Raw genomic sequence first — 26,971 nt, forward strand, 5'->3', positions numbered from 1 at the left:
CGCCACCACAACCCAAAACCACCCAAAACCACCCCACCAGACCCCCCACCCCCACAAACCAGCACTGTGCAGTGCATCACCACAACAGGCACGGCGGGAGCCAGGAGGCGGCCCGGACGTTAAATGCGAGAAGGGCCGGCAACCAAATGGTTGCCGGCCCTTCTTCAAGCCACTGACTTCAGGGGTACTGAATTACCAGGAAGACTTCGTGATGCCCGGGAGCTCACCGCGGTGAGCCATGTCGCGGAAGCGAACACGGGAGATGCCGAACTTCTGGAAGGTACCGCGCGGACGGCCATCGATGATGTCGCGGTTACGCAGACGTACCGGTGAGGCGTTGCGGGGCAGCTTCTGCAGGCCGAGGCGAGCAGCTTCGCGTACTTCGTCGGTTGAGTTGGGATCAACCAGAGCCTTCTTCAGTTCGAGGCGCTTTGCAGCGTAACGCTCGACGATGACTTTACGCTGTTCGTTCTTAGCGATCATTGACTTCTTAGCCATGTGTTTAGCGCTCCTCTCGGAATTCGACGTGCTGGCGGATTTTGGGGTCGTACTTCTTCAGGACCAGACGGTCCGGGTCGTTACGACGGTTCTTGCGCGTCACGTAGGTGTAGCCCGTGCCCGCGGTCGACTTCAGCTTGATGATCGGACGTACGTCCTTATCCTTTGCCATTAGAGCTTCACTCCTCGTGCCAGGATGGCGGCGACGACTACGTCAATGCCGCGTACGTCGATGGTCTTGATGCCACGCGCAGAGACCTGCAGGGTGACGTTACGGCGCAGGGACGGAACCCAGTAGCGCTTCTTCTGGATGTTCGGGTCGAACCGGCGCTTGTTGCGACGGTGCGAGTGCGAAATGCTGTGTCCAAAGCCCGGCTCGGCTCCGGTCACCTGGCAGTGTGCTGCCATGACGACTCTCCTCAAAAAATAAATGAAACGGCTAACGGAGTTCCCGTTGACCGTGCGTTGGGCGGCGTCCGCATCCGGCTCCCTCCCCCAACCGCCGTGTCCGCGGGATTCAGCCAGACGGCATAAACCGTCTGTTTCCTCACTGCGGCGAAGGTTGTGGGCCACGGGCACCTGACGCTGGCCCTCTGTTGGACAGCCATTGCGAAGTGCCGGGATGCTGGGCGAATACAGGAATGCGCGCAACTTGAGCCCCTAACTACCGGCCTCCAGGACCGTCGATTTTTCAGACGGGTCCTGCCAACCGGAGCAATTGCGCACGCTCCGCGCCACCTAGCGCCTACCAAGTCTACGAGTTCGGCGAATTAAAGACCAATCCGTCGCTGAATGGTGTATAGGACAGTGCCCCACGGCCAGTCCATGCGCTAGGCCCGGGCCTTCCAGGTCATATGCCCGACGAAGCCTTTTCACAGCGAAATGATAGGCAGCGGGGCAATTCTGGATCCATGAACACACAACTTCTGACGAACCGTCCCGGGGTTCGCCGCAGCTCCGGTGGCGCTGTGAACCCGTTCAGGGCGCAGTACCGCCGGCGGTTGCTAAGAGCGGATCTGCTGACGGTCCTTTTCTGGGCGTCGCTGGCAGGTGCGGTCGCCTTGTGGCTGGCCGACGGCGGAGCCGACGGCTTCTCGACTCCAGCCGGCTCATTCACCGCACTGGGGATTGTGGCCGGCCTCGCCGGCATGGACCTGGTACTTCTCATGCTGCTGCTGGCGGCCCGAATCCCACTTATCGACCAGACAGTCGGCCACGACCGAGCCCTTGAGTTTCACCGCAAGCTGGGCAAACCGGCCCTGTACCTGCTGCTGGCGCACGGAATCCTCATTGCCATCGGCTACGGCATGGCGGAAGGGCTGGACCCTGTCAGCGAGTCGGTTGCACTCTGGGTCCTTGTGCCTGACATGTGGCTGGCCTACATTTCCATGCTCCTGTTCATCGCCGTCGTCGTCACCTCCCTCGTAGCGGTCCGACGTCGGTTCCCTTACGAATTCTGGTACGCCGTCCACCTCCTGACGTACGCGGCCGTCCTGACGTCCCTCCCCCACCAGTTCAGTGTGGGCGGCCTCTTTGCCGAGGGCACCTGGCAGCGCTGGTACTGGCTGGCTCTGTGCATCGCGACCGGCGCCGCACTCCTCAACTACCGGGTGGTCCAGCCTTTGGTGGCAACTTTCAGGCACCAGCTGACCGTCAAGCGGGTGGTGCGGGTGGCCCCTGGAGTGGTCAGCATTGAAATGTCCGGCCTTCGACTGGACGAACTGGCAGGCAGCGGCGGCCGGTTCTTTATCTGGCGGTTCCTGGCTCCGGGCCTGTGGTGGCATCCGCATCCGTTCAGCCTGTCCGCCGAACCCGTCCGCTTCGACGCCGCTGGCCAGGGCACGCTGCGGATCACTGTCCGCAACCTGGGCCGGGGGTCATCCCAGCTGGCGTCGCTGAAGCCCGGCACCAAAGTGGCAGTGGAGGGCCCGTACGGGCTGTTCAGCACGGCCGCGCGGAGCCGCAACCATGTGGTCATGGTGGGAGCCGGAATCGGCATCACGCCGGTTCGTGCCCTGCTGGAGAGCACGCCATTCCAGCCCGGCAACGCCACTGTCATTCTCCGCGGACACAGCGAATCCGAGCTCTACCTGGGCGAGGAGATCCTCGATCTCTGCCGGCGGCGCGGCGCCACGCTCTTCCACTTGACCGGCTCCCGCCCGGCCGGCATCCGGACCTGGCTTCCGGAGCACGCCGCCCGCGCAGGCCACCGGCTGGCCAGCTACCACCCGAATATCACTGACGCCGACGTGTACGTCTGCGGCCCCTCCGCCTGGGCACACAACGTGCTGGAAGACGCCCGCGCAGCCGGCGTCCGGGAGGACCAAATCCACTACGAAAGGTTCGACTGGTGAGAACCCGCGCAGCAGTTTCAGCCGCCCTGGCCTCCGCCGGCATCCTCATTGCCGGCTGGCAGTCGGGCCTCCACGCAGCCGATACCGGCAGCTCCGTAGCAAGCGCGGCCGCCGGGTCCACGGGTTCGTCCGGCTCAAGCGGAACGTCCGGCTCGGCAGGGGCCTCCGGCTCGTCGGGATCATCAAGCTCGTCAAGCGCGGGCGGCGCCACAGGGGCCTCGGCCAAGGCTGTAGGGACGTACGCAGGCTCCGTCGTCCAGACCCGGTTCGGCTCCGTCCAGGTGCAAATCACGGTGCAGGCCGGAAAGATCACCGACGTCACGGCGCTGCAGCTGACCGATGCCGAACGCAAGTCCGTGCAGATCAGCAACCGGGCGGCCCCGCTCCTGCGCACCGAGGTCCTTGCCGCCCAATCCGCGGACGTGCAGACCATCAGCGGTGCCACGGTGACCAGCGACGCATACTTGAACTCCCTGCAGGCGGCCCTCGATGCAGCCAACCTCTGAGCTGGGCGGCCCGGCCCTGAGAGCCAGGACTTTTTGCTCCATGGGCACCGTCATCAGCCTTACCGTTCCAGCGGGGGCCGTCCCGGGTGCTGCGGGCGGCGAGGCAAAGCTCGACGCCGCAACCGCCGCCGTCGAGCGCGTCTTTGCCGGGTTGGACGAAACGTTCAGCCTGTACCGTCCCGATTCCGAGGCCAGCCGGCTGGCGCGCGGGGAGCTTTGCCTGCGGAACTCCTCCGCCGGGATGCGGGACCGCTACGCGGATGCGCTCACCTGGCGGCTTAGGACGGAGGGCGCGTTCTCCCCGGAACGGCCCGACGGCGTGCTGGACCTTTCCGGGCTTATCAAGGGCTACGCGATCGGGCAGGCCGGTGAGGCGTTGCGGGGCCGCGGGATCACCGATTGGTGCCTGAATGCCGGCGGCGACGTGCTGGTGACGGGCTCTCCCGTGCCGGGCAGCGGAGCTTCGTGGGCGGCCGGCGTCGTTGACCCGCTGGACCGCTCGGCACTGCTTGCCGCCTACGAGCTGGGCGGACCTGGCACCCGGTGCGCGCTGGCGACGTCGGGCTCGGCGGAGCGGGGTGACCACATCTGGGCAGCGGGCTTCGGGGCCCGGACCGCTGGCTCTTCCGGCGCCGAGTTCGTCCAGGTCTCCGTGGCTGCGGCAGACATCGTCACCGCCGATGTGCTGGCGACGGCGATCGTGGCCGGCGGGACCGCGATGCTGCACCGGGCGACGGACGGTTGGGAGATCGATGTCCTCGCCGTCCGCCGCGGCGGGGAACTGCTCGCGACGCCGGGGTTCCGCGCCTAGGGTGCTGTTCTAGAGGTGGGTCAGCTGGCCATACTTCGGCACCAGGCCGTCGCCGGACGATTTCCCGGTGACCCGCCGGACAACCCACGGGCCGGCGAATTCGCGGACCCACCGGGCATTCGCGCGGAGGGCGTCCACCCGGCTCAGTTCAGGCACCGGCGTCATGGGCGGGACGTCAATCGAGTGGTCGTGTGCCAGCACCGTGAGGACGCGCTTGGCCATGTTCGCGTGGCCGGCAGCTGACATGTGCATCCGGTCCGTGGCCCACATGCCCCAGTCGTAGTACTCGCTGAAACGCCAGTAATCGACCAGCAGGGCACCGTGGTCCCCGGCGATGCCGCGAACCAGCTCGTTATAGATGGCCGTGCGGCCGCGCATGGTGCCGAAAATCTTGGAGCCCCGCGCATCGAACCCGGTGAACATCACCACGGTGGCGCCAGTGGCCGTGAGCTTGCGGATTCCGGCGTCGTATTCGGCCAGCAGGTCATCGATGTCGACCTTTGGCCGGAGGATGTCGTTGGCGCCGGCGTAGATGCTGACCAGGGTGGGTTTGAGTGCGACGGCGGCATCGACCTGTTCGGCCAGGATCTGGCGGAGTTTCCGGCCGCGGATGGCAAGATTCGCGTACCCGAAGCCGGGATCGGCGGCGCCAAGCCCTTCTGCCACCCGGTCCGCCCAGCCCCGGACGCCGTTAGGCCGGGTGGGGTCGTCGTCGCCGACGCCTTCCGTAAAGGAGTCTCCAAGGGCTACGTAGCGGGACGTGAAATCCATGAATCCAGTCTGCCAGCAGTTGCCGTAAGCAACAAAGACGGGATGGCCGACGTCGGGCTGACGGCGGCGCATTCGGCTATCGCGCTTAGTTGTCGCGCAGGATCCAGTGGTCGTCGTCGAGCCGGGCCACGATCTTTTCACCGATCCGGGCCAGGTCCGCGACGTCCTTGGGGCTCAAGGCGTCGAGGAACAGTGAGCGGACCGCTTCAACATGTCCCGGGGCGAGCTGCACAATCGTCTGCATGCCGGCGTCCGTCAGGTGGGCCGTAGTAACGCGGGCGTCGCCGGGATGCGGCCTGCGCTCAAGCCAGCCGCGGTTCTGCAGCTTGGTGACCACATGCGAGAGCCGGGACAGGGAAGCGCTGGTGCGCGCAGCGAGCTCACTCATGGGCAGGAAGCGCCCTTCGGCCTCGGAAAGCATCGCCAGCACGTTGTAGTCGAACAGGGATAGCTTGCCCGCTGCGTGGAGCTGGGTGTCCAGGGCGGCCGGCAGCATGGTGTTGATGCTGAGCTGGGCCAGCCAGGCCCGGCGTTCGTCGGCGTTGAGCCAGCGCGGTTCGGTCATGGCTACATTCTAGGAGACTGGAAGCTTGACGATTCAACTTCAGCAGGGGCAATTCCAGAAAACTTCCCGCCTGTCCGCGGCCAGCTACCGGTAGGCTGGCCGCATGTACGTAGTCTCCCTGACATACAAAGTCCCCGAGGACATTGTGGAGTTCCATCTTCCGGCGCACGTGACGTGGCTGCAGGCAGCCTTCGACGACGGCGTCTTCATGGTCGCGGGGCGCAAAATCCCCCGCACCGGCGGCCTGTTGCTCTCCAACGCGGACCGGGCCAGCCTTGACGCTGCCTTGGCCAAGGATCCGTTCTACGTCAATGGTGTGGCTGAATTCGAGGTCATGGAGTTCCACGCCAACAGGGTGGCTCCGGGCTACGAAAACCTGCTGGACAGCTGAGTCCCGGCAGCTACCCGGTGTCGCCGCTGGCCCGCTGGTCGTCCAGCAGTTTCTTCAGCCCGCCCTTGCGCGGGACCCGCACGGGTTCGGGCCAGCGCGGCCGGAGCTGATCGCCGAGGGTGACACCGCGGAGCTTCCGCCCGAACAACGGCAGCACCCAGTCGCGGACCCAGCGTCGCTGCCGGCGTTCCCACTCCCGCAGGCCCGGTTTCACCGGCGGCTCCCACTCCCTGGGTTTAATCTTGTGCGGCACGCCGAGGTGGTCCAGGACCTGTGAGGCGAGGTATTTGTGGCCTGCCTTGGACATATGCAGCCGGTCCGAATCCCACATCCGTGGGTCGTGGAATGCGTCGAAGCGCCAGTAGTCCACCAGCACCGCGCCGTAATGGCCGGCGATCTCGCGGACGCGCCGGTTGTAGAAGGCGTTACGTTTCTTGAGCGGCTCCAGCAGCGCGGAGACCTTGACGTCGAAGCCGGTGAAGAGCACCAGCGTCGCCCCCGTGTCGGCGAGCGCAGCCACCAGGGACTCGTAGTCCCGCATGAGGGCCCCGATGTCCGTGCCGAAATCCAGGATGTCGTTTCCGCCCGCGTACAACGTGACGAGCGTCGGCTCCATGGCCACGGCGGGGCCGAGCTGTTCGCCGATGATGTGGCGCAGTCGTTTGCTGCGGATGGCCAGATTGGCGTACTCCCACCCCGGCTGCGCCTTGGCCAGCTTCTCCGCGACCCGGTCGGCCCAGCCCCGCACGCCGTTTGGGAAACGGGGATCGTAGTCCCCCACGCCCTCAGTGAAGGAATCCCCCAAGGCAACAAAGACCCGCCGCCCGCCTCGATCCGGAAGCAAAGGAATTGAAGCCACCCCGTCACCCTACCCACCCCAAAAAGCCGGCAGGGAAAGGGAGAGTTAACCCAAGATGACCGGCCGAACGAGCCGCAGCCGCAGCCGCAACCGCAACGCACCGGCAGCCGGCGAAGCCCACACAACGGGCACGACGGTAAGACTGCGATTGCGGGCGTAAGCACGGAAGAGGCCCGACGCCGAAGACTACAGCTCGGCTTTACCCTGCCGCCAGTACCCCATGAACGCGACCTGTTTCCGGTCAATCCCCACGTCCCGCACCAAGTACCGCCGCAGCTCCTTGACGGTGCCCGCTTCGCCGGCGATCCAGGCATAGAAGGGCAGCGCACCGGCGGGCTTGTCGGGGTTCCGGCCGGCGCTGATCGCCGTGGCGTCCATCCGGGCGGGGGTCTCCCAGAGGATGTCCTGGTCCACGTTCACGTCATCGGGTTCCGGCCCTGCCCCGCCGGCGGCGGCCTTGATGCCCACCCAGCCGGGCTCGGGAACGGCGGCGCGGACCGCCTCCTGCAGGAGTTCGCCGTGCGGACGGGAGCGGCCGATCGAGGCGCCCCGAGCCAGCCAGGTGATTTCGACGTCGGCGTCCGAGGTCAGGTCCAGGAAGTCGCCGGCCTCGGGGACCTCCAGGAACGCGTGGCCGCTCATGTACGACGGCAGGCTTTCCAGGATGGCGCTGATGGCCGGGACAGCGGTCTCGTCACCGGCAAGCAGTACGCGCTGGGCCAGGCCCGGGCGCCATTCGATGCCGGAGTAGGTCCCGGCCGTGACGCAGTGCGCGGCCCGGTTGTTGGGTCCGATGATGGTGAGGGCGTCGCCGGGCCGGGCGTTCAGGGCCCAGTTCGCGGCCGGTCCGCCGTTGCCGGCGGCGTCGAAGTGCATGACGAAGTCGACGTCGATCTCCGGGTAGACGGAGTCGAGGCGTTCCTGCCGCACGGTGTAGGTGCGCATGGAGCCGCGGGTCGCGGGATCCATGGCCAGCCATTCCTGGTACCAGCCTGCCTGCTCCATGTGGAACACCGGCAGCGGCAGCTGGGTGCCGTCCCCGGCAAGGGACGGGATCATCAGCTTCACACGCAGGTCCAGGGGTTCGCCGTGGACCCCGAAGTCGCGCAGGGAGTACCCGCCGAAGGTGACGCGGCGGAAGTTGGGGCTGAGCTCCTGCACCGCGGCGACCGTCACGTCGAACGCCAGGGTCATTGGTTCGGTGGCCGGGTGGTCCCGTACCGCCGAGGGCGCACGGCGTGCCCGCGCCTGGCTGATGTCGGCTGCCTTCCTGTCCGTTGCACTGCTGGCTCTTGCACTGCTGCTAACTGCCCTCATGGGACCAACTCCAGGGTTGCTTTTTCGGCTTGTGGGAACTCGGCGTGGTGACGGCCGAGCGGGATGATCAGTGGCGTGCCGGAAATGGGGTCGGGAAGAACCCGCGAGTCCAGGCCAAAGACGTCACGGACCAGGTCCTCGGTGACGACGTCGACCGCGGTGCCCTCGGCCACGATCCCGCCGCCCTTCATGGCGATGACGTGGTCCGCGTACCGGGCCGCCAGGTTCAGGTCGTGCAGGACGATTGCCACGGTGGTGCCGCGCTGCCGGTTCAGGTCCGTGATCAGGTCCAGGACCTCCACCTGATGGGCCAGGTCCAGGTACGTGGTTGGCTCGTCGAGCAGCAGGACCTCGGTTTCCTGGGCCAGCGCCATCGCGATCCAGACGCGCTGGCGCTGCCCGCCCGAGAGTTCGTCAACATTGCGCTCGGCGAGCTCCAGCGTTTCGGTGGCTTCCAGCGCGCGCTGCACAGCAAGATCGTCACCTGTGCTCCAGCTGCGGAAGAAGCCCTGGTGCGGGTAGCGTCCGCGGCCCACGAGGTCCCGGACCAGGATGCCGTCGGGGGCAGTGGGGTGCTGCGGGAGCAGGCCGAGGATGCGGGCGAGTTCCTTGGCCGGGCGGGAATGGATGTCCTTGCCGTCCAGGGTCACGGTCCCGCCGGCCGGCTTCAGCAGCCTGGACAGGCCGCGGAGGAGCGTGGATTTGCCGCAGGCATTGGCGCCCACGATCATGGTCACCTTACCCTCCGGAATCTCCGCCGTGAGCTCTTCCACCACTCGGCGCTGGCCGTACTGCAGCGTCAGGTCCTTGGCGTTCAGAACGGCCATGTCAGGCGTCCTTTCGGTTGGCTGTGACCAGGAGCCACAGCAGGAACGGTGCCCCCAGCGCGCCGGTGACCACACCGACGGGAAGGACGGTGCCGTCCAGCAGCAGGGGGGCGATGTTGGCGGCGAAGTAGTCGGCGGCGAGGACAATCAGGACACCGACGAACGCGCCGGCCGGAAGGCTCGCCTTGCCGGTGAAGCGGCGTGCGATGGGACCGGCCAGGAAGGCGACGAAGGCCACCGGCCCCGCGGCTGCAGTGGCGACGGCGGCCAGGGCGACGGCAACGGCCACCACGCCCAGCCGGGTGAGGCCCACCCGGCTGCCGAGTCCGGCGGCGGCGTCGTCTCCCAGTTCCAGGATCCGGAGCGGGCCCGCGAGGAGGGCGACGGCGGGGAGCAGGACCAGCAGCGCCAGTGTCAGCACTCCGGCGCGGTCCCAGTTGGCGGAGTTCAGGGATCCGTTCAGCCAGATCAGGGCCTCGGCCGCGGTGCGGATGTCGGCCCGCGTCATGAGGAAGTTGACCACGGCGTTCAGTGCCGCGGCGATGCCAATGCCAGCCAGGATGAGGCGGCTTCCGGCGGCGCCGCCACGGTTGCCGCCGCCTGACCCGAGTGAACCGCTCCTCGAGATTGCGTAGATCAGGACGGCTACGGCCACGGCCCCGCACAGTGCCGCGCCGGAAACCGCCGCCCCGGAGGCGCCGAAAACGACGATGGCGGTGACGGCGGCCGCGCTGGCCCCGTAGCTGATGCCGATCACGTCGGGGCTGGCCAGCGGATTGCGCAGCATAGTCTGGAACAGGGTGCCCGAGAGCCCGAAGGCAATCCCGATCATGGTGCCGATCACGGCCCGCGGCAGCTTGTTTTCCATCACGATGAAGCTGGCGCCGGGGATTCTTTCGCCACCAGTGAGGTGGGCCGTGAGGATCCTGATGAAGTCCGGGATGGTGACGGTGTAGCTGCCCAGCAGGACGCTGGCGGCGAGGAGCACCACGACGGCGAAGGCCAGCAGGGCCGTTCGGCTCATCAGCCTGCCCATCAACACACCGTCCATCAACTCACCGCCCCTCAAAACGCTGCCCCTCAAAACACAGCGCAGCGGCCTCCCACCGGCGCGGACCGGACCGGCGGGATCTGCAGGTTCGCGCTCCGCGGGAGCGTTGTCTCCCAGCTCGCGCCTGACGTTGGCGAGGTCTGCCCTGCTCACAGTCCTGCCCCCTTTCCGCGGCGGACCAGCCACACAAAAACGGGCGCACCCACCAGGGCCGTCATGATGCCCGCAGGGACTTCGCCGGGCAGCAGGATGACACGGCCCACCACGTCCGAAAGCAGGAGCAGCACGGGCGCCGAAACCAGCGAGAAGGGCAGGATCCAGCGGTAGTCCGGGCCGGTCAGGAAGCGGACGGCGTGCGGAACCACCAGGCCGACGAATCCGATCGGCCCGGCCAGCGCCGTGGCCGATCCGCAGAGCAGCACGACGCCCAGGGCGGTGACGCCGCGGACCAGTCCGACGCGCTGGCCCAGGCCGCGGGCGATGTCGTCCCCGAGTGCCAGGCTGTTCAGGATCCGGCCGGTGAACAGGACGATCAGCGCCCCGGCGGCCAGGAATGGCAGCCCGGGCAGCACCACCGACCAGTCCCGGCCGGCGATCCCGCCGACCTGCCAGAAACGGAACCGGTCCAGGGTGTCCTGGCTCGAAACCAGGACGACGTTCATCAGCGAATACAGCCCCGCGCTCAGGGCCGCGCCGGCCAGGGCCAGTTTGACCGGCGTCGCCCCGTCCCGTCCCAAGGACGCGATCAGATAGACGACGACGGCGGCCACCGCGGAGCCGATGAACGCGAACCAGATGTAGCCGGTCAGGGACGAAACGCCGAAGACGTAGATCCCCGTGACGACGGCGAGGGCCGCGCCCGCGTTGACGCCGATGATGCCGGGGTCGGCGAGCGGGTTGCGGGCCACGCCCTGCATGGCCGCGCCCGCCAGCCCGAGGGCACCGCCGGCCAGCAGGCCCAGCACGGTGCGGGGGATGCGGGCGTGGATGACGGCGTGGTCGCCGTCGGCGGGGTCGAACTGCGTCAGCGCCTGCCAGACGGTGCCGGGTGGGACCGCCCGGGCACCGATGGCCAGGGACGCCGCGCAGACCAGGACAAGTACGACGGCGGCGGCCAGCAGCCAGGCGGCCTGCTTGGCGGGGGCTCGCTTCCCGGCGGGCGCGGCCGGCGCGCCGGGCACGCGGCTGGCGGGCGCCGTCGTCGTACTGTTCGTCATGGAAGCGTGTTACTTCGCTGCAGCGGTGACTTTGTCCGCGGCACCTGCCAGCTGCGGCAGGAACGTGTCCAGGGACCACGGCAGGCTCAGCGGCGAGGACGCGGAGATGGACAGCGTCAGCGTGTTGTTCGAGTCGGCGACCAGGGCGCCGCTCTTGATGGCGGGGATCTGGCCCAGCAGCGGGTCGGCCTTGATGGAGCCGGTGGTGGCGGCATCCGGCACCCAGGTCACGAAGATGTCCGAGTTGAGTTCGTTGGCCTTTTCGGCGGACCACGGGATGAAGAATTCCTTGGAGCCCTTGGAGCTCTCCTCGACAACGGATGCGAGCTTCATGCCGATTTCGGTCAGGAAGCGGGGACGGTTGTCGTTGGCCGTGTAGACGTTGACGCCGTCGCTCTTGTCCGGTTCCAGGTTGCCGTAGATGAAGGATTTTCCGGCGATCTGCGGGTACTTGGAGACCTTGTCCTTGATGGTGGCCTCGGTGTCGGCGACCAGCTTGGCGGCTTCGGCTTCCTTGCCGAGGGCCTTGCCGATGATGGTGGTGGAGTCCTGCCAGGAGGTGCCGTAGGCGATTTCCGGCTGGGCCACGACGGGGGCGATTTCGCTGAGCTTCTTGTAGTTCTCCTCGGTCAGGCCGGAGTAGGCGCCGAGGATGACGTCCGGGTTGAGCTTGGCGATCTCGGTGAAGTTGATGCCGTCTGCCTCGGAGAACTGGACGGGGGCCTTTGCCGAGCCGAAGCCGGCGCCGAGCTTCTCCAGCGCGGCGTCCTTCCACGGTGTGGAGCCCTTGTCGTTACCGCCCCATTCGTTCTTGGGGACGCCCACGGGAACCACGCCGAGGGCGATGGCGACGTCGTCGTTGACCCAGGAAACGGTCACAACGCGCTTGGGCTGTTCCTGGATGGTGGTCTCGCCGAAGAGGTGCTTGATGGTCACCGGGAAGGCGGTGCTGGCCGGCTGGCTGGGAGCGTCTGCCGCCGTCGAACCGGCGGGTCCGGTAGAGCAGGCGGTCAGGGTCAGCGCGACGGCGGCGGCCAGAAGGGCCGCGGCCCGCCCTCCGCTCTTGCGGAGGCGGCGACCGGCGGGGCGGCCGCCTGAACGGGGAAAGAGGGCGGAAGCCACGGAACTCCTTAGGTAAGTGATGCAAACCTAAGTAAGGCTAGCCTATCCTTTGTGCAATTAAGAAAGGTTTGAGTAACGTAATTGTCTCAATTTAGGCCACTACAAAAACAACGCGGGGTCACTTACGGCCCATGACGGTGGCGGTTATGGACCGTAAGTGACCCCGCGTTGGGGTGGCCGGGAGATCAGTTGACTGGACACGAATCCCGGGCTTTGCAAGGATGGGCTCGCCGGACAATCGGAACCGGCGATGTGCTGGGACGGGGGAAGTGAGCATGGACATCGCGACGATGACTGCTGCCACGGTTAGCGGGGTGGCCGCTGTGGCCTGCAACGCGCCCGCGCTCCTGCCAGCCCCGCCCGCATAGGCCCTTCCTACATAGGCCCGTCCTGCACAGGCCCTTCCCGCCGAGTCCCGAACCACCAGGGACGACTGACGCGAGACGCCGTGCCCCACCGGAGTCGCAGGCTGGCAGTCTTCTGCCCACAATCCGCCCGGCGCGCCGCGCGCCGCCTGGCCGGAGCCATCCGATTTTCGAAAGTGTCCGTCATGCAAAAAATCACGGCGCAGCAGATCCGCTCGTCCTTCATCAACGCGAGCCGGTCAGAAGCCGCCAAACTCAGTCTCCCCAAAAGCTTCGACACCCTGGACTGGGAAACAATGGACTTCCTGGCCTGGCGGGACGCGAAGATGCCCCTCCGCGGCTATCTCGTGGTGCAGGGGCCGAAGGGTCCCACCGGCATCATGCTCCGGGCCCCTGAAGGCGGGGCCAAAAAGAACCGTTCCGTGCTTTGCGAGCTGTGCCGGGACGTCTTCTCCAAGGACGACGTCCTGCTGTGGGTGGCCAAGCGCGCCGGGCAGTCCGGCCGCGACGGCAACACGCTGGGCACCTTGATCTGCGCCGATTTCCTGTGCTGCCGCAATGTCAGGGTGGAGCCTCCGGCCAACGAGATCAACCCTGACCCCGCCGCGGTCGTGCTGCGGCAGATCGACGGGCTGGTGGCCCGCACGGCCCAGTTCGTGGACCGCGTCCAGGGCAACTAGCCCCCGGCTTCAAGCAACGCGGGGTCACTTACGGCCCATTAAAGCGGCGTTTATGGGCCGTAACTGACCCCGCGTTGCTTTAAGGGGAGGGCTGGGGTCAGCGCAGGACGATGTCCACGGGGTTTGCCTCGGAGCGCCAGGCGCCCTCCGTGCCGGGACGCGCGGCAATCACCGGAGCCGTCAGGACGCCGGAACGGTTGGTGCGCTTGTCCCGGAGGATCTCCGTCACCGAGCCGAGGTGCCGGGAGAGGTCGATGACGTTCTCCGGCGCGGCCAGCAGGAGCTGGAAGCCGAACTCGTGCAGCGCCTTGATGCCCGCGCCGGCGAATTCTTCCGAGGCGAGGACGAACGCCTCGTCCATCATGACCGTGCCGTACGTGGTGAAGCCCTGTTCCGCGATGCCCAGCTGGTAACTCAGCGCCGCCGCCATGATGAACGCGGTGAAGCGCTGCCGCTCGCCACCGGACATGGAGCCGGTGTCCGCATGCATGTAGACCTCGGTCTTCTTCGCACCCTTCGCCGCCCCCTTGGGACCGGTGCCCTTGGAACCGGCACCCTGGACTTCGCGGTGTTCCTTGCACTGGATGAACAGGTGGCCGCGGACGTCCAGCACTTCGGCCCGCCAGCGGCGGTCCTCCGGGGTCTGCGAGCCCAGCCGCTTCACGAGCGTTTCGAGCGACTTGTAGCGGCTGGTGAGCTCGGCGTCGTCGTCCCCCTCCGCCCCGGACGCAGCAGCGGACGTGGCAGCGGACGCTGCAGTAGCAGTCTTGCCGGGCCGGGCGTGCCGGACCTTGAGCGCGCTGTGGATGGCGTCCTTGAACTGCTTCGCCGTCGCGGGCAACGTCTGTTTGATGTCGAGTTCCAGGAAGCTGCCCTCGTGGAAGTTGACCTCGGACAGGATCCCGTTCAGCGGCAGGATGCGGCTCGTGATGGCGCGCCGCTCCTCGTCGAGCAGGTGCAGCAGGGTGGAAAAGGATTCGTGCGTCCGCTGGTTGAAGAACTGCCGGAACTCGGCCTCCTGGGCGGGCAGCCCGTCGCTGACAATCGCGTGGTACCGGGATTCGAACTCCCCCGCGGCGCCGATCGAGGTGCCGTGGTCCGCAGAAATCGCCGTGCCCCATTCCCGGACGAAGCCCTCGAAAATGCGGGTGAGGCGCTCCGAGGTGGCCTGCCCGCGGGACTCGGCGACGTGCAGTTCGGCCAGGAGCCGGGTGCGGACCTGGTTGGCGAGGTTGTCGAGCTCGTGCATCTCCAGGACGTCGCCAAAGCCGGTGAAGTAAGGTTCCAGCGCGGCGACGCCGGCGTCCGACGGCGGTGTCTGCGCCAGCCGGGTGCGTGCGGCGTCGAGCAGGGCATCAGCGGCGGTCATGCGGGCATCGAGGGCCTTGTACTCGCTCTGCAGCACTGCCGCGGACTCGGTGCTGGACTGGTGCTTGTGCCGCGCGGCTTCGATGCTGGCGCGCAGCGGTTCGAGGTCGGCCTGCGCGGCGAGGGCGTCCTTGAGGCGCTGCTCGATCCGGGCGAGCTCTTCCGCGGCCACGGCGGCCGAGACCTGTTCCCAGGGCCGGTGGTCCTCGGCCACCCGGCGCAGGGCTTCAAGCTGGCGGGTCATGCCCTGGTGTGACTCTTCCCGGCTTTGGGCCAGCTCGGCGGCCTTGGCCAGCTCCTGTTGCAGGTCCTCAACCTGGGCCGCCACCAGTTCGAGCTTGGCGGCGTTGTCGAACCCGAGGACGTAGTCCTGGCGGGACGTGAAGCGGTCATCTTTTTCCACCGTGTGGCGGTTGCGCTTGACCACGCCGCCCAGGCTCAGGCCCTTGTCCAGGCCGGCGAGCTCGTCCGGGTCTTCCACACACGGGTAGGCGAAGTCGAGGGCAATCCGTTCGCGGAGCCAGGCACTGGCCTGCGCGAGCGCCTGGGCGTGGGGCCCGGCGGGCAGCCCGGCGTCGGTGAGGAAACTGAGCTTGGTCAGCAGATCGCGGTCGGCCACGTCCTCGACGGCCAGCGCGCCGCCGGCCAGGGGCCGGGAGACGTCCACGGCGCGCAGCGCCCCGCGCACGGAATGGTCGTTGAGGTACCGGGTGACTGCCGCGAAGTGCTCGCCCGGGACCAGCAGCGTGGTGGCCAGGCTCCGCAGGGCACGCTCGGCGGCCGGGCGCCACTGTTCCTGGCCCTCGGCCAGGTCGATCAGCTCGCCGCCGAAGGGCATCTGTTCCTCGGGCACGCCCGTGGCAGCGGCAATGGCGCTCCGGTTTTCAATGCTCGACGGCGGCAGCAGCGATTTGCGCGTCTTCAGCGAGACGAGCTCCTGCTGGGCCGCGGCGAGTTCACGCTTCCTGGTGGCGTGGCCGTCAAAGGCCTCGAAGCGCAGTTCCTTGAGCGCCTCGGAATCGTCCTGGAGCTCGGCCGAGCGCGCCGCGGCGTGCTCGTGGGCCTGTTCCCAGCCGGCGGCCGACCACTGGAGTTCCAGCCCGGCGTCGGTCAGCGCCTTGCGGGTCGATGCCTCGACCTCCTGCCGGAGCTTGAGCCCCACCTTTGCGTTCTCCAGGGACTGCTCGATCGCGGAAATCGCGTTGCCGCCCTGGTTGTTGTACTCCCCCTCCAGCTGGCGCAGTTCCTTGGCGAAGCCGTCCCGGACTGCGCGTTCGGCGGCCAGGTCAGTGGCCTTCGCGTGGGCCAGTTCCTTCAGCCGCGCCAGGGTCTTCTCATGGACCGTGACCGCGAGCTGCTGCTTGTAGGCCTCGAATTCCTCGCCGGACAGTTCCCGCAGCCGGTTCGCATCCAGCAGCGCCTGCGCGTATTCCTTGTTCAGCCCGGGGACGGGAGCCAGCTGGTCGCGCTGCTGCCGGACGTCCTCGAGGCGCTGCCGGATGGACATGAGGTTGCTGAATTCCTCGACGACGTCGTCCGCCGCGGCCAGCGTGGCAGGGGCATCGAGGACCTGGTCGCGGAAAAAGGTGTTGACGCTGCCGCCGAGACCCTTGCCGGCCTGGATGACGCGCAGCAGCGGAAGGGCCTGGTCCGAGTTGATGCCGAGAAGGCGGCGGAAACGTTCGGCGAAGGCCTTGTGGACGTCGAAGATCTGGGCGTCCGGGAAGATCGCGTCCAGGGCTGACTTGGTGAACCGCTTCTCCGCGATGCCCTCGATCGCCGCGAGGTCCAGCGGCTTGTTGTCGATCACGTAGTACCGGCCGACGCTGGATTCCGTGCCGTTCTTGGGCAGGTCGAACAGCGCCGAAACCGTCACCCGGGTGCCGGCGGCGTTGTCGAACGTCAGAGCGACGGCGGACCAGGTCGCACCGGGGCGCTGGAACGCACTCGCCGAGCCCTCGCCCACGGCCTTGTCGCCCACCTTGCCGCGCATGTACGTGAACGTGGTGCGCTTATCCTCGACAGCGCCGCCGGCCCGCTGTGCCGCAGCTTCGTTGGAGCGGGGACGGGCGTCGAAGACCCGAAGCATGGCATCGAACAGCGTGGACTTTCCGACGCCCGAATTACCGGTCAGCAGTGTGCCGTTGCGGTCCACGTGCATTGTGTGGGCTCCATGGAACGTGCCCCAGTTGACCACCTGGACGAGGGCCAGGCGCATCTGGCCAGGGTTGGTGAGCTCGCCCATGGGGAGCATGGTTGCGATACTCACTTGGCTTCTCCTCGTTCGGTAGCCGTGGTTGCGTTACTTGTGGTTGCCTTTGACTCCGCAGCCGATGCCGCCCCCGCCCCTTCGCCGCGCCGCTGATCTTCGATCAGCTCAGCGCGCGGCTCCGACAGGCCCGATGCCACTCCCTGGGCGGCATCGGCTGCTGCGTCGGTGTCATCGTCACCGACGGCGGCGGCATCGGCGTCGTCGTCCGGATCATCCTCCGAGCCAGAGCCGGCCAGAGGAGTGTCGTCGAGTTCCAGGAGCGGCTCCGTTCCCGACTGGTCTGTGCTGGCCGCTACCAAAGCTTCGATTTGGGCCGGGATGTCGCCGATGTTTTCGAACGGGAGGGCCAGCGGGAGGGCGTTGGAGATGGTGTAGACCTCGTCCAGGCCCGTGGCGAGGAGGAGTTGGCGGGCCAGGAGTTTGGTGATGGCGCGATTGACGACGTCGGCATCTCGCAGGGCGTCCTGCTGGCCGGTGGGCTGGTAGTGGGCGACGAGTTCGGCGATTTCCTCGCGCGTGATCGTCGGGTCCGTCTGGGCGGTGACGTGGCGGTCCAGGAGCAGGCGCAGGCGGAGCAGGACGATGGTCTCGACCCGGCTCAGGGCACGCTGCTGGCGCAGGATGCTGGATCGGGTACTGCCGCCGATCGCCTCGGGGTCCACGGGGCGCAGGACGGCGACCTTGCGTTCGTGGTCCAGCTGCAGGGTGAGGAAGAGTTCGGAGAGGCGGCTGCGCAGGATCAGCTGGTTGTCCAGGAGCGTGGTCCACAGCTTTTCGTCGCGGCCGCCGTCGATGTACGGGCCCTTGAGCAGCTTCACGAGCGCCTGCCGCACTTTCATGGGCAGCACGCCGGTGTCGCCCGGGAAGAGCGCGGCGCCGTCGACGAACGTGTCCCGGGGAGTGACGGTGAAAGGGTCGCTCCGGACGTGGGCGCCCTCGCTTTCCGCGGGTGCTGTGGCGGGCTCGGTCGCGGACTGCAGGTCCGCCGTGGCGGTCTCTGCCTCTGTCTCTGTCTCTGCCTCTGTCTTTGTCAGGGTCTCGGTCACAGTCTCTTCAGTCATGGTCAATCCTTCGCGAGCGTGACGACGGGCAGGTAGGCGGTGCGGGTGGTGCCGTCGATCTGTTCGAATTCGATGGGGCCCCAGGCGCCCCGGTCGAAGCCGGCGCCCTCGTGGAGGGTCTGCGAGAGGAGGGCCCGGATGGAGTTGATGTGGCGTTCCTCCGCCGGCAGCTGCGCCCAGGCCTCGGTGAGGGTTGCGGCGCCCGCGAGCGCGGCGCGGATGGCTTCCGGCTTGGCCTTGGCGGTCCGGGGCGAGCGCGCCCGGTCCGAGTCGGAGAACGCGATGGGGTCGGCCAGTTTGGGCGGCGCTGCGAATTCGTCAGGATCGAAGAGCTTGACCATGGCCAGGGACTCGAAGCCGGCGCTGAATAGCACCGGGCCGCGGACCAGGCCGGGCCGTTCGCGCTCGTACGGCAGGGAGCGGATCGCCTGCTCGGCCTCGCGCAGGACCTTGCGGAGCCGGACTGACTGCCGGAAATCGTCACTTTGGACGTAGGTGTTGAGGCTCTCGCTGAGCTTGCCGTAGATCCGCTGGATCTGGCTGTGCTGGGTGCGGAGTTCGGCCACGAGGTTCTTGAGCGTCTCGCGTTCATCATGGCTGAGCTCGTCCGCGAACTGCCGGCTCAGCACTTCGCCGATCGCCGACCGGAACCTCAGCTGCTGTTGCGGGTCCTCCAGGAACGCGGTGAAGGAGCGGAACGTCCGGCCTTCGGGGCTTTGCCGCAGCCGCTTGTCGGCCTCGAGGACCTGCGCCATGGTGGCGCCCTTGCTGAGCGATTCCTCGATGATCTGGTTGCGCAGCTCCCCCACGAGCTCTTCGATCCGGTCACGCATCTTCTTGTAGTCCGCGGGCAGGCTGGCCGCGAGATCGAGGATGTTGCCGGCGGCCTCCACGGCCTCGTCGTCGTCGAGCAGTCCGTCGAAGTCCCCGGAGCTGATGTCTTCCATCAGCTGGCGGCGTTCGTCGATCTCCTCTTCGAGGGATTCAATGCGTGCGCTCTGGTCCGGGTTGGTCTCGTTGGCGAGCTTCTCCACATCGCCGAGCAGTGTGCCGAGCCGGGAGCCGTTCAGCGTGGACCGCTCGCTGGAGAGGCTGTCCAGGAAGGCCAGGACGCGGGCAGCAGGCTCGGTGACTTCGTAAACGATCTGGCCCGACTGGTTCCGGCGGGTCAGGAAGTTCTTGCGGGTCCATTCGTCCGCGTATTTCTTTCCGGAGAGTGTGCCGTTGGCCGAGCCGCTGTGCTGCTCTCCCGTGCCCGGTGCCTGCCGGCGGAGCTGCTCGAGGAAGGCGTCGACGTCGGCGTGGAACTGTTCCAGCGGCAGCTGAGCGCGCGTGCGGGTGAAGGAAGCCTGGAGCACGGCGATCACCCACGGTGCCGAGCGCGTCAGCGCCCAGGCAGGTCCCTTGGTGAGGAGCTCAAGGTCCCGGAGCCGGGCGCTGATGGCGTCGGCTGATGACACGGCGGAACGGGACACGCGCTCTCCTTCGGCTGCCAGGGGATGGTTTGGGGTGGCGTTACGGGGCAGCGATTCGAAAATCTGCCAGCTACAAGGTTAACGCAGGGCCCAGTCCGCATTCATCGTTGTCTGCTCCCATGTGTCGGCGCACACTGGAATGACCAGCTGAAAGGAGACGATCATGCGGAAGAGAACGATCTGGATCACGGGGGCGGCCTCTGCAGCGGTAGTGCTGGGGGGAGCGTCAATTGCGGTCGGGGCCACCCAGGCCAGGGATGTCTGGTCCGGAAGTGCGGGCGCCCTCACAGCCAAGATCGGGGACTTTGAGATCGGTGACGATTCCGACGGACCGGCGCTCAGCGACGCCGACCGTGCCATGGCATCAAGTGCCGCGCTGGCGAAGGTAGGCCAGGGCAGTGTCACCGAAGTGGAGCGGGATGATGATTCCGGTGCGGCCTACGAGGTCGAGGTGCGCCTCAACGACGGGTCGCAGGTCGAAGTCGCCCTCGGCGCGGACTTCCAGGTCATGAGCCAGAGCGCCCCTGAATACGACGAAGACTGACGCAAGGGCAGCATCCCGGCACTGACAAGGGGGCGACACCCGCGATTGGTGAGGGTGCCGCAACTCCGCCGTGACCTACGCCCCGGTAGCATTTCGATCCCGTATCAAGAGGCCACGAACGTCCAAAGGACCCTAGTTCAGCACCCCCCGGCACCCTACGCTCGGGCTACTGGTTCAACCGGAGCAATGGTGCAGGGGGAAGAATGCAGTTCGACCTAAGCGCAGTGGAAACCGGCACGATGGTGGTCATTGGAACCCTCGTGTTTGCCGTGATGATCGGCGCCTTCATGATGGTGTCCGCGTTCGCGGCAATGGTTCTGGTCGGCGTGGGCCGGCTCGCCTGGTACCTTCTGGCCGGCGCGGTGGTGGGCCTGGTCCGCGGCATCAACCACGGTTGGGACCGGCTGGTCCACCACGCCTCAACGGTGGAGTTGCCGGCCGATTTCCAGGTCGACTTCGGCACGGACTTCCGGGCCGACTATCCGGGCCAGTCCTCCCCTAGCACAGGCACTTACCCGCGAGTAGTATTGCGGGACAGCTGAAGGGTCCTCCACCCGCGGCGGATCCAGGGCTCAAGCCGGTAACCAGGTTAGAGGAGATGCCCCGTGAGCTCCGCCATTGAAGACCCCGCCACCGCGTCAGGTATTCCAGCATCAGGTACTCCGACACCAGGTACTCCAGCACCAGATATTCCGAGCCCGTCGGCCGCCGGGGCGCCTGAGCACGTCGGTCCCGACGCGACGGCCGCCGATGCCCGTGCCATTGCGGAGGCCGCCCGCGAAACCAGTTGGAGCCAGCCCAGCTTCGCGAAGGGCCTCTACCTTGGCAGCTTCGATTTGTCCCTGATTCACCCGTGGCCCGAGGCCCCCGCCGACGACGTCGAACGCGGCGAGGCGTTCATGGCCCGGCTCGCCGACTACTGCCGCACGATGTCCGGACGCACCATCGAACGTGACGACCGGATCCCGGACGACTATCTCAGGGGGCTCGCCGAGCTCGGTGCGTTCGGAATGAAAATTCCCCGCGAATACGGCGGACTGGGCCTCACGCTCGTCTACTACGGCCGCGCACTGGCCCTGCTCGGCTCGGTGCACCCAAGCCTCGGCGCCCTGCTCTCCGCGCACCAGTCGATCGGCGTGCCGGAGCCCGTCAAGGTCTTTGGCACTCCGGCCCAGAAGCGTGAATACCTGCCCCGCTGCGCCGCCGGCGCCATCACCGCGTTCCTGCTCACCGAACCCGACGTCGGCAGCGACCCCGCCCGGATGGGCAGCACTGCCGTCCTCTCCGACGACGGCGAGTCCTACCTCCTGGACGGCGTCAAACTGTGGACCACCAACGGTGTTATCGCCGAACTCGTCGTGGTCATGGCCCTCGTGCCGCCGCACACCGATGCGGACGGGACCGCCCACAAAGGCGGCATCAGCGCGTTCGTGGTCGAAATGGACAGCCCCGGCATTACCGTGGAAAACCGCAACACCTTTATGGGGCTCCGCGGGATCGAAAACGGCGTCACCCGCTTCCACCAGGTCAGGGTCCCCGCGGCCAACCGGCTGGGCCGGGAAGGGCAGGGCCTGAAAATCGCCCTCACCACACTGAACACCGGCCGGCTCTCAATCCCCGCACTGTGCGTCGCGACGGGCCGGTGGAGCCTGAAGATCGCCCGCGAATGGTCCGAGGCCCGCACGCAGTGGGGCCGGCCGATCGGCCAGCATGAGGCCGTGGGCAAGAAGATCGCCTTCATCGCGGCCAGCGCCTTCGCCCTGGACGCCGTGTTTGAACTCTCCGCGGAAATGGCCGACGCCGGGCAGAAGGACATCCGGATCGAGGCGGCCCTGGCCAAGCTGTGGTCCACGGAGATCAGCTGCCTCATCGCGGACGAACTCGTGCAAATCCGCGGTGGCCGGGGCTTTGAAACGGCCGACTCACTCGAGGCCCGCGGCGAGCGCGCCGTCGCCGCGGAACAGCAGCTCCGCGACATGAGGATCAACCGGATCTTCGAGGGGTCCTCGGAAATCATGCGGTTGCTGATCGCCCGCGAAGCTGTGGACGCGCACCTGGCGGCCGCGGGAGACCTCGCCTCGGAGGACGCCCGCCTCTCCGACAAGGCGAAGGCCGCCGTCGGCGCCTCGGGCTTCTACGCGAAGTGGTTGCCCAAACTTGTGGCGGGCGCCGGCATGGACCCGCGGTCCTACAGCGACTTCGGCCGGCTCGCGAAACAGCTGCGCTACGTGGAGCGCTCCTCGCGGCGCCTGGCGCGGCAGACCTTCTACGGAATGGGCCGCTGGCAGGCCAAACTTGAGCACAAGCAGGCGTTCCTGGGCCGGATTGTGGACATCGGTGCCGAGCTGTTTGCCATGGCAGCCTGCTGTTCGCGCGCCGAGATGCTGCTGCGGACTCAGCCGGAACGCGGCGCCTCCGCGTATGAACTCGCCGAGGCGTACTGCGAACAGGCCCGTGTTCGCGTCGACGAATATTTCGACCGGCTGTGGCGGAACACCGACGACGCCGACCATGCCCTGGCCCGCAAGACGCTTGCCGGCGACTACGCCTGGCTGGAGGCCGGGATCCTCGACCAGTCCGAAGGAACCGGCCCGTGGATCGCGGACGCCAGCCGGCGGGCCTCCGTCCGGGCGGACCTGCACCGCAAGTACCGCTGACGGGCAGCCGCCACGGATAGTAAGCATCCTTGCTAACCGGATTCTGCCGTGGTTAGGTTGACGCCAGACCGGCACCTCCAGGGTGCCCGGTCATTCAGCGAAAGTGAGCAGCCCTCATGAGCAGCACCGCAGGCCCCGACGACAAGACGACACGCCCCGCCACGCAGGAAGACGCCACGACCCGCCCGGTGACGGCAGTCCGCCACGACGACCCCGTCCGCGACGCACCGGTCCGCGACGGGGTTTCCGACACTGTGGCCGACACTGTCGTGGATGAGATCCCCACGCGCGAGACCGTCGTGGCCCGCGAGAAGGAACAGTTCGGCGGCATCAAGGTCGGCTCGGCATTCTTCGGCTGGCTGGCGGCGACGGGTACGGCCGTGCTGCTCACCGCGCTGGTCGCTGCCGGCGGCACCGCCGTCGGACTGGCTACCAACACTGATGTGAACGACGCCGTAGACCAGGCCTCCAACAACCAGACTGTCGGGCTGACCGGCATCATCGTGCTGCTCGGGATCCTTCTGGTCTCCTATTACTGTGGCGGGTATGTCGCCGGGCGGATGGCCCGCTTCAACGGCGCCCGGCAGGGCTTCATGGTCTGGATCTGGGCCCTGATCGCCGCGATCGTCGTGGCCGCGCTGGGCCTGGTCGCCGGGCAGCGCTTCAACATCCTGGCCAACCTGAACAGCTTCCCGCGCATCCCGATCAACGAGGGCGAGTTGAACACCCTGAGCATCATCGCGGCGATTGTCGTGGCTGCGGTGGCTTTGGTGGGCGCAGTGCTGGGCGGCCTCGCGGGCATGCGCTTCCACCGCAAGGTGGACCGGGCCGGGTTCAGCCCGGCGGCAACGGTTGAGAACCACCCCGTTGGGGACAACTCAGCCGGGGACACTTCAGCCGGACGGCGCTAGCCCGACGGCGCCCGCTCCGGAAGCGTCAGCCGGCCAGGCCGCCGGACTCGTAGCCGGACAGGTAATACCAGCGCCGGTCCACCCGCACAAAGCGGCTGGTTTCGCGGTGCAGGCCGCGTTCGCCCTCGTGCCGGTAGTGCGCCGCGAATTCCACCACGCCTTCGCTGTCCAGCGGGCCGCCGCGGCTGGTGGAGAGGATGTCCAGGCGCCGCCACTGCAGGCCGGAATCAAACTCCAGTTCCGCGGGGCGCGTGTCCGGATGCCAGGTCCGGAGCAGGTAGCCCGCGTCCCGGACCACGAAGGCGCTGTAGCGGGAGCGCATGAGCTGTTCCGCCGTCGGCGCCTCGGCGTCCCCGCGATGGAACCGGCCGCAGCAGTGCACATACGCCTCGCCCGACAGGCACGGGCAGTTCCCCTCATGCGGCGCGGAATATGCCGCTTCCGGAATACTCACCGACCGGTCCGTACCAGATGCTCCGGCGGGCTCGGAATCGGCTGCTGCGGCGTGCGTCACACGGTGTCCTTCCTGCGGGCCGGACGACGCCGGCGGGGCTGTCTCTGACTATAGACGCCCGGCCGGGAGCCACGTGCCCCGCCCGCGGATAACGGCTTTGACACATCTTCGCCACGACTGCCGGGGGCGGCACGGGGCCGGCGAAAAGTACGTATTGTTAAGGGGGCTCCTGCCCGCCACGTGCTTGCGGCAGGGACCACGCTGAAGCAGGCCGGCAAGGAGAGGTGACATGGAAGATCCAACGACCATTGCGCTGAACCTGACTTTTTTCGGGACCCTCGGCGTGGCGTTCTTCATGTTCCTCGGCCTCTTCCTGGTTTTCGCCGCCACCCTCGTGCTCGCAGGAGTCGGCCGGCTGGCGGCAGTCGTTGTCCTGGCCGCCGCCGGGCTCCTCCGCCGCAGCCCCGTACTACGGGAACCAGGGGTTGGGGAAGATGCGGCACGGGAAAATGCGGCACAGGAGCCGACGCGGCACCAGCCGGCCAAGGCCGCGAAGCCCGCGCGCCCGGACCGGAACGCAGGCAAGAAGGAACCGGCGCTGTCCCCGGAGTGGGCGGCCGCCGTGGCCCGGGCAGATGCCCGCGCCGCCGCGAGGGCCAGAGCCGAGGCCGGCCCGGCCGTCCGGGTCACCGTCCGGGACCTGCCCAACCCCCTGGCACCGGCACAGGACATCAAGGAAGTCTCTGCCCTCGTGCAGTCGGCCACGGACACCAATGGAACACTTGGCGCCGTCCCGCGGGCATTCAAAAAGCCGCCCATGCCCGCAGCGAAGTCCCTGCTGGACACCGGATCGCTCGTGTCCCTGCGCGGAACCCTGCCGCCCGGGAAGGCCAAACAGCCGGCCCAGGAGCGGAAGGCCGGCTGAGCCCTTACCCCGGGCAGGCAAGTCCGCTACGTTGGAACCCATGGAATTCAGATACCTCGGGAACAGCGGCTTCAAGATTTCAGAAATCACGTTTGGCAACTGGCTGACCCATGGCTCCCAGGTGGAGAACGACGTCGCTACGCAGTGCGTCCGGGCCGCGCTCGACGCCGGTATCAGCACCTTCGACACGGCCGACGTGTATGCCAACACCGTGGCGGAGACGGTCCTCGGAGCTGCTTTGAAGGACGAGCGCCGCGAGTCGCTGGAAATCTTCACGAAGGTCTTCGGCCCCACCGGGCCCAAAGGCCACAACGATCTTGGGCTGTCCCGCAAACACATCATGGAATCCATCAACGGCTCCCTCACACGGCTGCAGACCGACTACGTGGACCTCTACCAGGCCCACCGCTACGACTACGAGACGCCGCTGGAAGAGACCATGCAGGCTTTCGCGGACATCGTGCGGCAGGGCAAGGCCCTGTACATCGGGGTCAGCGAGTGGACGGCCAACCAGATCCGCGACGGCCATGCCCTCGCCAGGGAGCTGGGCTTCCAGCTGATCTCCAACCAGCCTCAGTACTCCATGCTGTGGAGGGTGATCGAGGCCGAGGTGATTCCGGCGTCGGAAGAACTGGGCCTGTCCCAGATCGTCTGGTCCCCGATTGCCCAGGGCGTGTTGAGCGGCAAGTACCATCCCGGCAAGCCTGCCCCCGAGGGCAGCCGCGCCACGGACTCCAAGGGCGGCTCGCGGATGATCGAGCGCTGGATGTCCGACGAGGTCCTCACCGGCGTCCAGCAGCTCAAGCCGATCGCGGAGGAGGCCGGGCTGACCATGGCGCAGCTCAGCATCGCCTGGGTGCTGCAGAACAAGAACGTGGCCTCGGCGATCATGGGCGCGTCCCGGCCGGAGCAAATCGAGAAAAACGTCGCGGCAGCGGGTGTGAAGCTGGACGCGGTGATCATGGACAAGATCGACGCCGTCATCGGTTCGCTGGCCGAACGCGACCCCGCGCAGACCAAATCGCCCGCCTCCCGCGAGGCCTAGGCCCATGCCCAACGCTCCCGAGCTTGCCGTCACCGGGTCCACCGGCCAACTGGGCGGCCTGGTGGCCAGGCTGCTGGCCCACGCCGGCAGCCAGCAACGGCTCCTGGTGCGGGACGCGTCCCGGGCACCTGAGCTCGAAGGCACCGTACCTTTCGTGACCACCTACGCCGAACCGGAGCGGGCGAAGGCGGCGCTGGCCGGGGCGAAAACGTTGTTCATGGTCTCCGCAGCCGAGGCCGAGGATCGGCTGCAGCAGCACTACGCCTTCATCGATGCGGCGGCCGCAGCCGGGGTCCAGCACATTGTGTACACCTCGTTCTTCGGCGCGGCGCCGGACTCCACGTTCACGCTGGGCCGGGACCACTTTGCGACGGAGGTGCGCATCAAGGCCTCCGGCATGGACTACACGTTCCTGCGGGACAATTTTTACCTGGACTTCCTGCCGCTGCTGGCCGGCGAGGACGGCGTGATCCGCGGCCCCGCCGGGGACGGCGTGATGGCGGCCGTGGCGCGGGCGGACGTTGCCCGCTCGGCTGTCACCGTGCTGCGGGACCCGTCCCTGCACGTGGGACGGACCTACGACCTGACCGGCCCGGAGGATATCTCGCTGGCCCGCGGCGCCGAACTCCTGACCGCCGGAACCGGCCGGGCCATCACCTTTCACAACGAGACCCTGGCGGAGGCCTACGCGTCCCGCGCCTCCTATGGCGCCCCGCCATGGCAGGTGGACGCCTGGGTGAGCACCTACACGGCCATCGCCGCCGGTGAACTCGCCGGTCCGACGTCGGCGGTGCATGAGCTGACGGGCCGCGAACCGCTGAGCCTCGAGCAGTTCCTGGCCGAGGCGCACACGCTGTAGCCCCTGGGCCGGAAGAGACCGGAGGGGACCGGACGGTGTTGACGGTTTCCGGGCTGCGGCGTAGAC

Annotated in this window: 26 protein-coding genes and 1 pseudogene; 12 read left to right on the top strand and 15 right to left on the bottom strand. The window is 67.5% G+C overall.

Annotated features, from left to right (window positions below):
* Positions 1 to 192: 192 nt before the first annotated feature.
* From rpsN to rpmB, 3 genes are read right to left on the bottom strand one after another with little or no spacing between them, the layout of a single operon-like run.
* Complete coding sequence (gene rpsN, locus C560_RS0108475) at positions 193 to 498, bottom strand: 30S ribosomal protein S14 (protein ID WP_026266887.1); 306 nt, start codon at positions 496 to 498, stop codon at positions 193 to 195.
* Between the two features lie 4 nt (positions 499 to 502).
* Positions 503 to 670 carry a 50S ribosomal protein L33 gene (rpmG, locus tag C560_RS0108480; protein ID WP_003798558.1) on the bottom strand — a complete coding sequence of 56 codons (168 nt, stop codon included), beginning with the start codon at positions 668 to 670 and terminating at the stop codon, positions 503 to 505.
* A complete protein-coding gene (rpmB, locus tag C560_RS0108485; RefSeq protein ID WP_011693744.1) occupies positions 670 to 906 on the bottom strand; it encodes a 50S ribosomal protein L28 in 237 nt (78 codons plus the stop codon). Before rpmB ends, rpmG begins: the two co-directional genes overlap by 1 nt.
* Positions 907 to 1,409: 503 nt before the next feature.
* Here rpmB and C560_RS0108490 point away from each other — a divergent pair.
* The 3 genes from C560_RS0108490 to C560_RS0108500 are packed head-to-tail and all read left to right on the top strand — an operon-like array spanning position 1,410 to position 4,169.
* Positions 1,410 to 2,852, top strand: a complete 1,443-nt coding sequence (locus C560_RS0108490) for a ferredoxin reductase family protein (protein ID WP_026537872.1) — start codon at positions 1,410 to 1,412, stop codon at positions 2,850 to 2,852.
* Positions 2,849 to 3,358, top strand: coding sequence for an FMN-binding protein (locus tag C560_RS0108495; protein WP_026537873.1), 510 nt, complete (start codon positions 2,849 to 2,851; stop codon positions 3,356 to 3,358). The genes C560_RS0108490 and C560_RS0108495 overlap by 4 nt, the downstream gene beginning before the upstream one ends.
* A gap of 40 nt (positions 3,359 to 3,398) precedes the next feature.
* The gene (locus C560_RS0108500; RefSeq protein WP_026537874.1) at positions 3,399 to 4,169 is read left to right on the top strand and encodes an FAD:protein FMN transferase; all 771 of its coding nucleotides are present in this window, start codon (positions 3,399 to 3,401) and stop codon (positions 4,167 to 4,169) included.
* Positions 4,170 to 4,178: 9 nt separating this feature from the next.
* On the opposite strand, the gene C560_RS0108505 is transcribed toward C560_RS0108500, so the two are convergent.
* Both C560_RS0108505 and C560_RS0108510 read right to left on the bottom strand, forming a co-directional pair.
* A complete protein-coding gene (locus tag C560_RS0108505) occupies positions 4,179 to 4,940 on the bottom strand; it encodes an SGNH/GDSL hydrolase family protein (protein WP_026537875.1) in 762 nt (253 codons plus the stop codon).
* A gap of 85 nt (positions 4,941 to 5,025) precedes the next feature.
* Entirely contained in the window at positions 5,026 to 5,505 is a 480-nt protein-coding gene (locus C560_RS0108510; protein ID WP_026537876.1) for a MarR family winged helix-turn-helix transcriptional regulator, read from the bottom strand.
* Between the two features lie 103 nt (positions 5,506 to 5,608).
* On the opposite strand from C560_RS0108510, the gene C560_RS0108515 reads away from it, so the two are divergent.
* On the top strand, positions 5,609 to 5,896 hold the full coding sequence (locus C560_RS0108515) for a YciI family protein (protein ID WP_018776102.1): 288 nt from the start codon (positions 5,609 to 5,611) through the stop codon (positions 5,894 to 5,896).
* A 10-nt stretch (positions 5,897 to 5,906) separates the two neighbouring features.
* Here C560_RS0108515 and C560_RS0108520 read toward each other — a convergent pair whose 3' ends face one another.
* The 6 genes from C560_RS0108520 to C560_RS0108545 all read right to left on the bottom strand — a co-directional run bounded on the left by C560_RS0108520 (position 5,907) and on the right by C560_RS0108545 (position 12,289).
* Positions 5,907 to 6,755: an SGNH/GDSL hydrolase family protein gene (locus C560_RS0108520; RefSeq protein ID WP_081801655.1), complete on the bottom strand. Its 849-nt coding sequence runs from the start codon at positions 6,753 to 6,755 to the stop codon at positions 5,907 to 5,909.
* Between the two features lie 186 nt (positions 6,756 to 6,941).
* On the bottom strand, positions 6,942 to 7,949 hold the full coding sequence (locus C560_RS0108525) for a siderophore-interacting protein (RefSeq protein ID WP_026537878.1): 1,008 nt from the start codon (positions 7,947 to 7,949) through the stop codon (positions 6,942 to 6,944).
* 119 nt (positions 7,950 to 8,068) lie between these two features.
* On the bottom strand, positions 8,069 to 8,899 hold the full coding sequence (locus C560_RS0108530; protein WP_026537879.1) for an ABC transporter ATP-binding protein: 831 nt from the start codon (positions 8,897 to 8,899) through the stop codon (positions 8,069 to 8,071).
* A 1-nt stretch (position 8,900) separates the two neighbouring features.
* Positions 8,901 to 9,923: a FecCD family ABC transporter permease gene (locus C560_RS0108535; RefSeq protein WP_442853147.1), complete on the bottom strand. Its 1,023-nt coding sequence runs from the start codon at positions 9,921 to 9,923 to the stop codon at positions 8,901 to 8,903.
* Between the two features lie 176 nt (positions 9,924 to 10,099).
* Positions 10,100 to 11,167, bottom strand: coding sequence for a FecCD family ABC transporter permease (locus C560_RS0108540; protein ID WP_026537881.1), 1,068 nt, complete (start codon positions 11,165 to 11,167; stop codon positions 10,100 to 10,102).
* Positions 11,168 to 11,176: 9 nt separating this feature from the next.
* A complete protein-coding gene (locus C560_RS0108545; RefSeq protein ID WP_026537882.1) occupies positions 11,177 to 12,289 on the bottom strand; it encodes an iron-siderophore ABC transporter substrate-binding protein in 1,113 nt (370 codons plus the stop codon).
* A 550-nt stretch (positions 12,290 to 12,839) separates the two neighbouring features.
* Here C560_RS0108545 and C560_RS0108550 point away from each other — a divergent pair.
* On the top strand, positions 12,840 to 13,334 hold the full coding sequence (locus C560_RS0108550; RefSeq protein WP_026537883.1) for an FBP domain-containing protein: 495 nt from the start codon (positions 12,840 to 12,842) through the stop codon (positions 13,332 to 13,334).
* 97 nt (positions 13,335 to 13,431) lie between these two features.
* On the opposite strand, the gene C560_RS0108555 is transcribed toward C560_RS0108550, so the two are convergent.
* The 3 genes and pseudogenes from C560_RS0108555 to C560_RS0108565 all read right to left on the bottom strand — a co-directional run bounded on the left by C560_RS0108555 (position 13,432) and on the right by C560_RS0108565 (position 19,510).
* Positions 13,432 to 16,971: an ATP-binding protein gene (locus C560_RS0108555; RefSeq protein ID WP_026537884.1), complete on the bottom strand. Its 3,540-nt coding sequence runs from the start codon at positions 16,969 to 16,971 to the stop codon at positions 13,432 to 13,434.
* Between the two features lie 188 nt (positions 16,972 to 17,159).
* Positions 17,160 to 18,035: pseudogene (locus C560_RS21450) on the bottom strand (DUF4194 domain-containing protein); the annotation flags it as partial.
* A gap of 2 nt (positions 18,036 to 18,037) precedes the next feature.
* The gene (locus C560_RS0108565) at positions 18,038 to 19,510 is read right to left on the bottom strand and encodes a DUF3375 family protein (RefSeq protein WP_026537885.1); all 1,473 of its coding nucleotides are present in this window, start codon (positions 19,508 to 19,510) and stop codon (positions 18,038 to 18,040) included.
* 163 nt (positions 19,511 to 19,673) lie between these two features.
* Between C560_RS0108565 and C560_RS0108570 the strand changes: the two genes are divergently transcribed.
* The 4 genes from C560_RS0108570 to C560_RS0108585 all read left to right on the top strand — a co-directional run bounded on the left by C560_RS0108570 (position 19,674) and on the right by C560_RS0108585 (position 23,622).
* On the top strand, positions 19,674 to 20,054 hold the full coding sequence (locus C560_RS0108570) for a PepSY domain-containing protein (RefSeq protein WP_026537886.1): 381 nt from the start codon (positions 19,674 to 19,676) through the stop codon (positions 20,052 to 20,054).
* A gap of 203 nt (positions 20,055 to 20,257) precedes the next feature.
* On the top strand, positions 20,258 to 20,596 hold the full coding sequence (locus C560_RS0108575) for a hypothetical protein (RefSeq protein WP_026537887.1): 339 nt from the start codon (positions 20,258 to 20,260) through the stop codon (positions 20,594 to 20,596).
* A 147-nt stretch (positions 20,597 to 20,743) separates the two neighbouring features.
* Positions 20,744 to 22,711, top strand: coding sequence for an acyl-CoA dehydrogenase family protein (locus C560_RS0108580; protein WP_051533077.1), 1,968 nt, complete (start codon positions 20,744 to 20,746; stop codon positions 22,709 to 22,711).
* A gap of 116 nt (positions 22,712 to 22,827) precedes the next feature.
* The gene (locus tag C560_RS0108585; RefSeq protein WP_026537889.1) at positions 22,828 to 23,622 is read left to right on the top strand and encodes a hypothetical protein; all 795 of its coding nucleotides are present in this window, start codon (positions 22,828 to 22,830) and stop codon (positions 23,620 to 23,622) included.
* 25 nt (positions 23,623 to 23,647) lie between these two features.
* Here C560_RS0108585 and C560_RS0108590 read toward each other — a convergent pair whose 3' ends face one another.
* Positions 23,648 to 24,076, bottom strand: a complete 429-nt coding sequence (locus C560_RS0108590; protein ID WP_051533078.1) for a YchJ family protein — start codon at positions 24,074 to 24,076, stop codon at positions 23,648 to 23,650.
* 289 nt (positions 24,077 to 24,365) lie between these two features.
* On the opposite strand from C560_RS0108590, the gene C560_RS21455 reads away from it, so the two are divergent.
* The 3 genes from C560_RS21455 to C560_RS0108605 are packed head-to-tail and all read left to right on the top strand — an operon-like array spanning position 24,366 to position 26,905.
* Positions 24,366 to 25,001 (top strand): hypothetical protein, encoded by a 636-nt coding sequence (locus C560_RS21455; protein WP_043422839.1) that lies wholly within the window; start codon positions 24,366 to 24,368, stop codon positions 24,999 to 25,001.
* Between the two features lie 40 nt (positions 25,002 to 25,041).
* Positions 25,042 to 26,046 (top strand): aldo/keto reductase family protein, encoded by a 1,005-nt coding sequence (locus C560_RS0108600; protein WP_026537891.1) that lies wholly within the window; start codon positions 25,042 to 25,044, stop codon positions 26,044 to 26,046.
* Positions 26,047 to 26,050: 4 nt separating this feature from the next.
* Positions 26,051 to 26,905, top strand: a complete 855-nt coding sequence (locus C560_RS0108605; protein ID WP_026537892.1) for an SDR family oxidoreductase — start codon at positions 26,051 to 26,053, stop codon at positions 26,903 to 26,905.
* Positions 26,906 to 26,971: the final 66 nt, after the last annotated feature.

Source organism: Arthrobacter sp. 9MFCol3.1, from assembly GCF_000620385.1.
GTDB lineage: Bacteria > Actinomycetota > Actinomycetes > Actinomycetales > Micrococcaceae > Arthrobacter.

What these genes read in the sequence shown, in the direction of transcription:
- C560_RS0108600 (WP_026537891.1), top strand. Translation starts at nt 25,042, where the DNA reads ATGGAATTCAGATACCTCGGGAACAGCGGCTTCAAGATTTCAGAAATC.
- C560_RS0108515 (WP_018776102.1), top strand. Translation starts at nt 5,609, where the DNA reads ATGTACGTAGTCTCCCTGACATACAAAGTCCCCGAGGACATTGTGGAG.
- C560_RS0108525 (WP_026537878.1), bottom strand. Translation starts at nt 7,949, where the DNA reads ATGACCCTGGCGTTCGACGTGACGGTCGCCGCGGTGCAGGAGCTCAGC.
- C560_RS0108490 (WP_026537872.1), top strand. Translation starts at nt 1,410, where the DNA reads ATGAACACACAACTTCTGACGAACCGTCCCGGGGTTCGCCGCAGCTCC.
- C560_RS0108570 (WP_026537886.1), top strand. Translation starts at nt 19,674, where the DNA reads ATGCGGAAGAGAACGATCTGGATCACGGGGGCGGCCTCTGCAGCGGTA.
- C560_RS0108550 (WP_026537883.1), top strand. Translation starts at nt 12,840, where the DNA reads ATGCAAAAAATCACGGCGCAGCAGATCCGCTCGTCCTTCATCAACGCG.
- C560_RS21455 (WP_043422839.1), top strand. Translation starts at nt 24,366, where the DNA reads ATGGAAGATCCAACGACCATTGCGCTGAACCTGACTTTTTTCGGGACC.
- C560_RS0108540 (WP_026537881.1), bottom strand. Translation starts at nt 11,167, where the DNA reads ATGACGAACAGTACGACGACGGCGCCCGCCAGCCGCGTGCCCGGCGCG.
- rpmG (WP_003798558.1), bottom strand. Translation starts at nt 670, where the DNA reads ATGGCAAAGGATAAGGACGTACGTCCGATCATCAAGCTGAAGTCGACC.
- rpsN (WP_026266887.1), bottom strand. Translation starts at nt 498, where the DNA reads ATGGCTAAGAAGTCAATGATCGCTAAGAACGAACAGCGTAAAGTCATC.
- C560_RS0108605 (WP_026537892.1), top strand. Translation starts at nt 26,051, where the DNA reads ATGCCCAACGCTCCCGAGCTTGCCGTCACCGGGTCCACCGGCCAACTG.
- rpmB (WP_011693744.1), bottom strand. Translation starts at nt 906, where the DNA reads ATGGCAGCACACTGCCAGGTGACCGGAGCCGAGCCGGGCTTTGGACAC.
- C560_RS0108500 (WP_026537874.1), top strand. Translation starts at nt 3,399, where the DNA reads ATGGGCACCGTCATCAGCCTTACCGTTCCAGCGGGGGCCGTCCCGGGT.
- C560_RS0108575 (WP_026537887.1), top strand. Translation starts at nt 20,258, where the DNA reads ATGCAGTTCGACCTAAGCGCAGTGGAAACCGGCACGATGGTGGTCATT.
- C560_RS0108585 (WP_026537889.1), top strand. Translation starts at nt 22,828, where the DNA reads ATGAGCAGCACCGCAGGCCCCGACGACAAGACGACACGCCCCGCCACG.
- C560_RS0108505 (WP_026537875.1), bottom strand. Translation starts at nt 4,940, where the DNA reads ATGGATTTCACGTCCCGCTACGTAGCCCTTGGAGACTCCTTTACGGAA.
- C560_RS0108535 (WP_442853147.1), bottom strand. Translation starts at nt 9,923, where the DNA reads ATGAGCCGAACGGCCCTGCTGGCCTTCGCCGTCGTGGTGCTCCTCGCC.
- C560_RS0108510 (WP_026537876.1), bottom strand. Translation starts at nt 5,505, where the DNA reads ATGACCGAACCGCGCTGGCTCAACGCCGACGAACGCCGGGCCTGGCTG.
- C560_RS0108530 (WP_026537879.1), bottom strand. Translation starts at nt 8,899, where the DNA reads ATGGCCGTTCTGAACGCCAAGGACCTGACGCTGCAGTACGGCCAGCGC.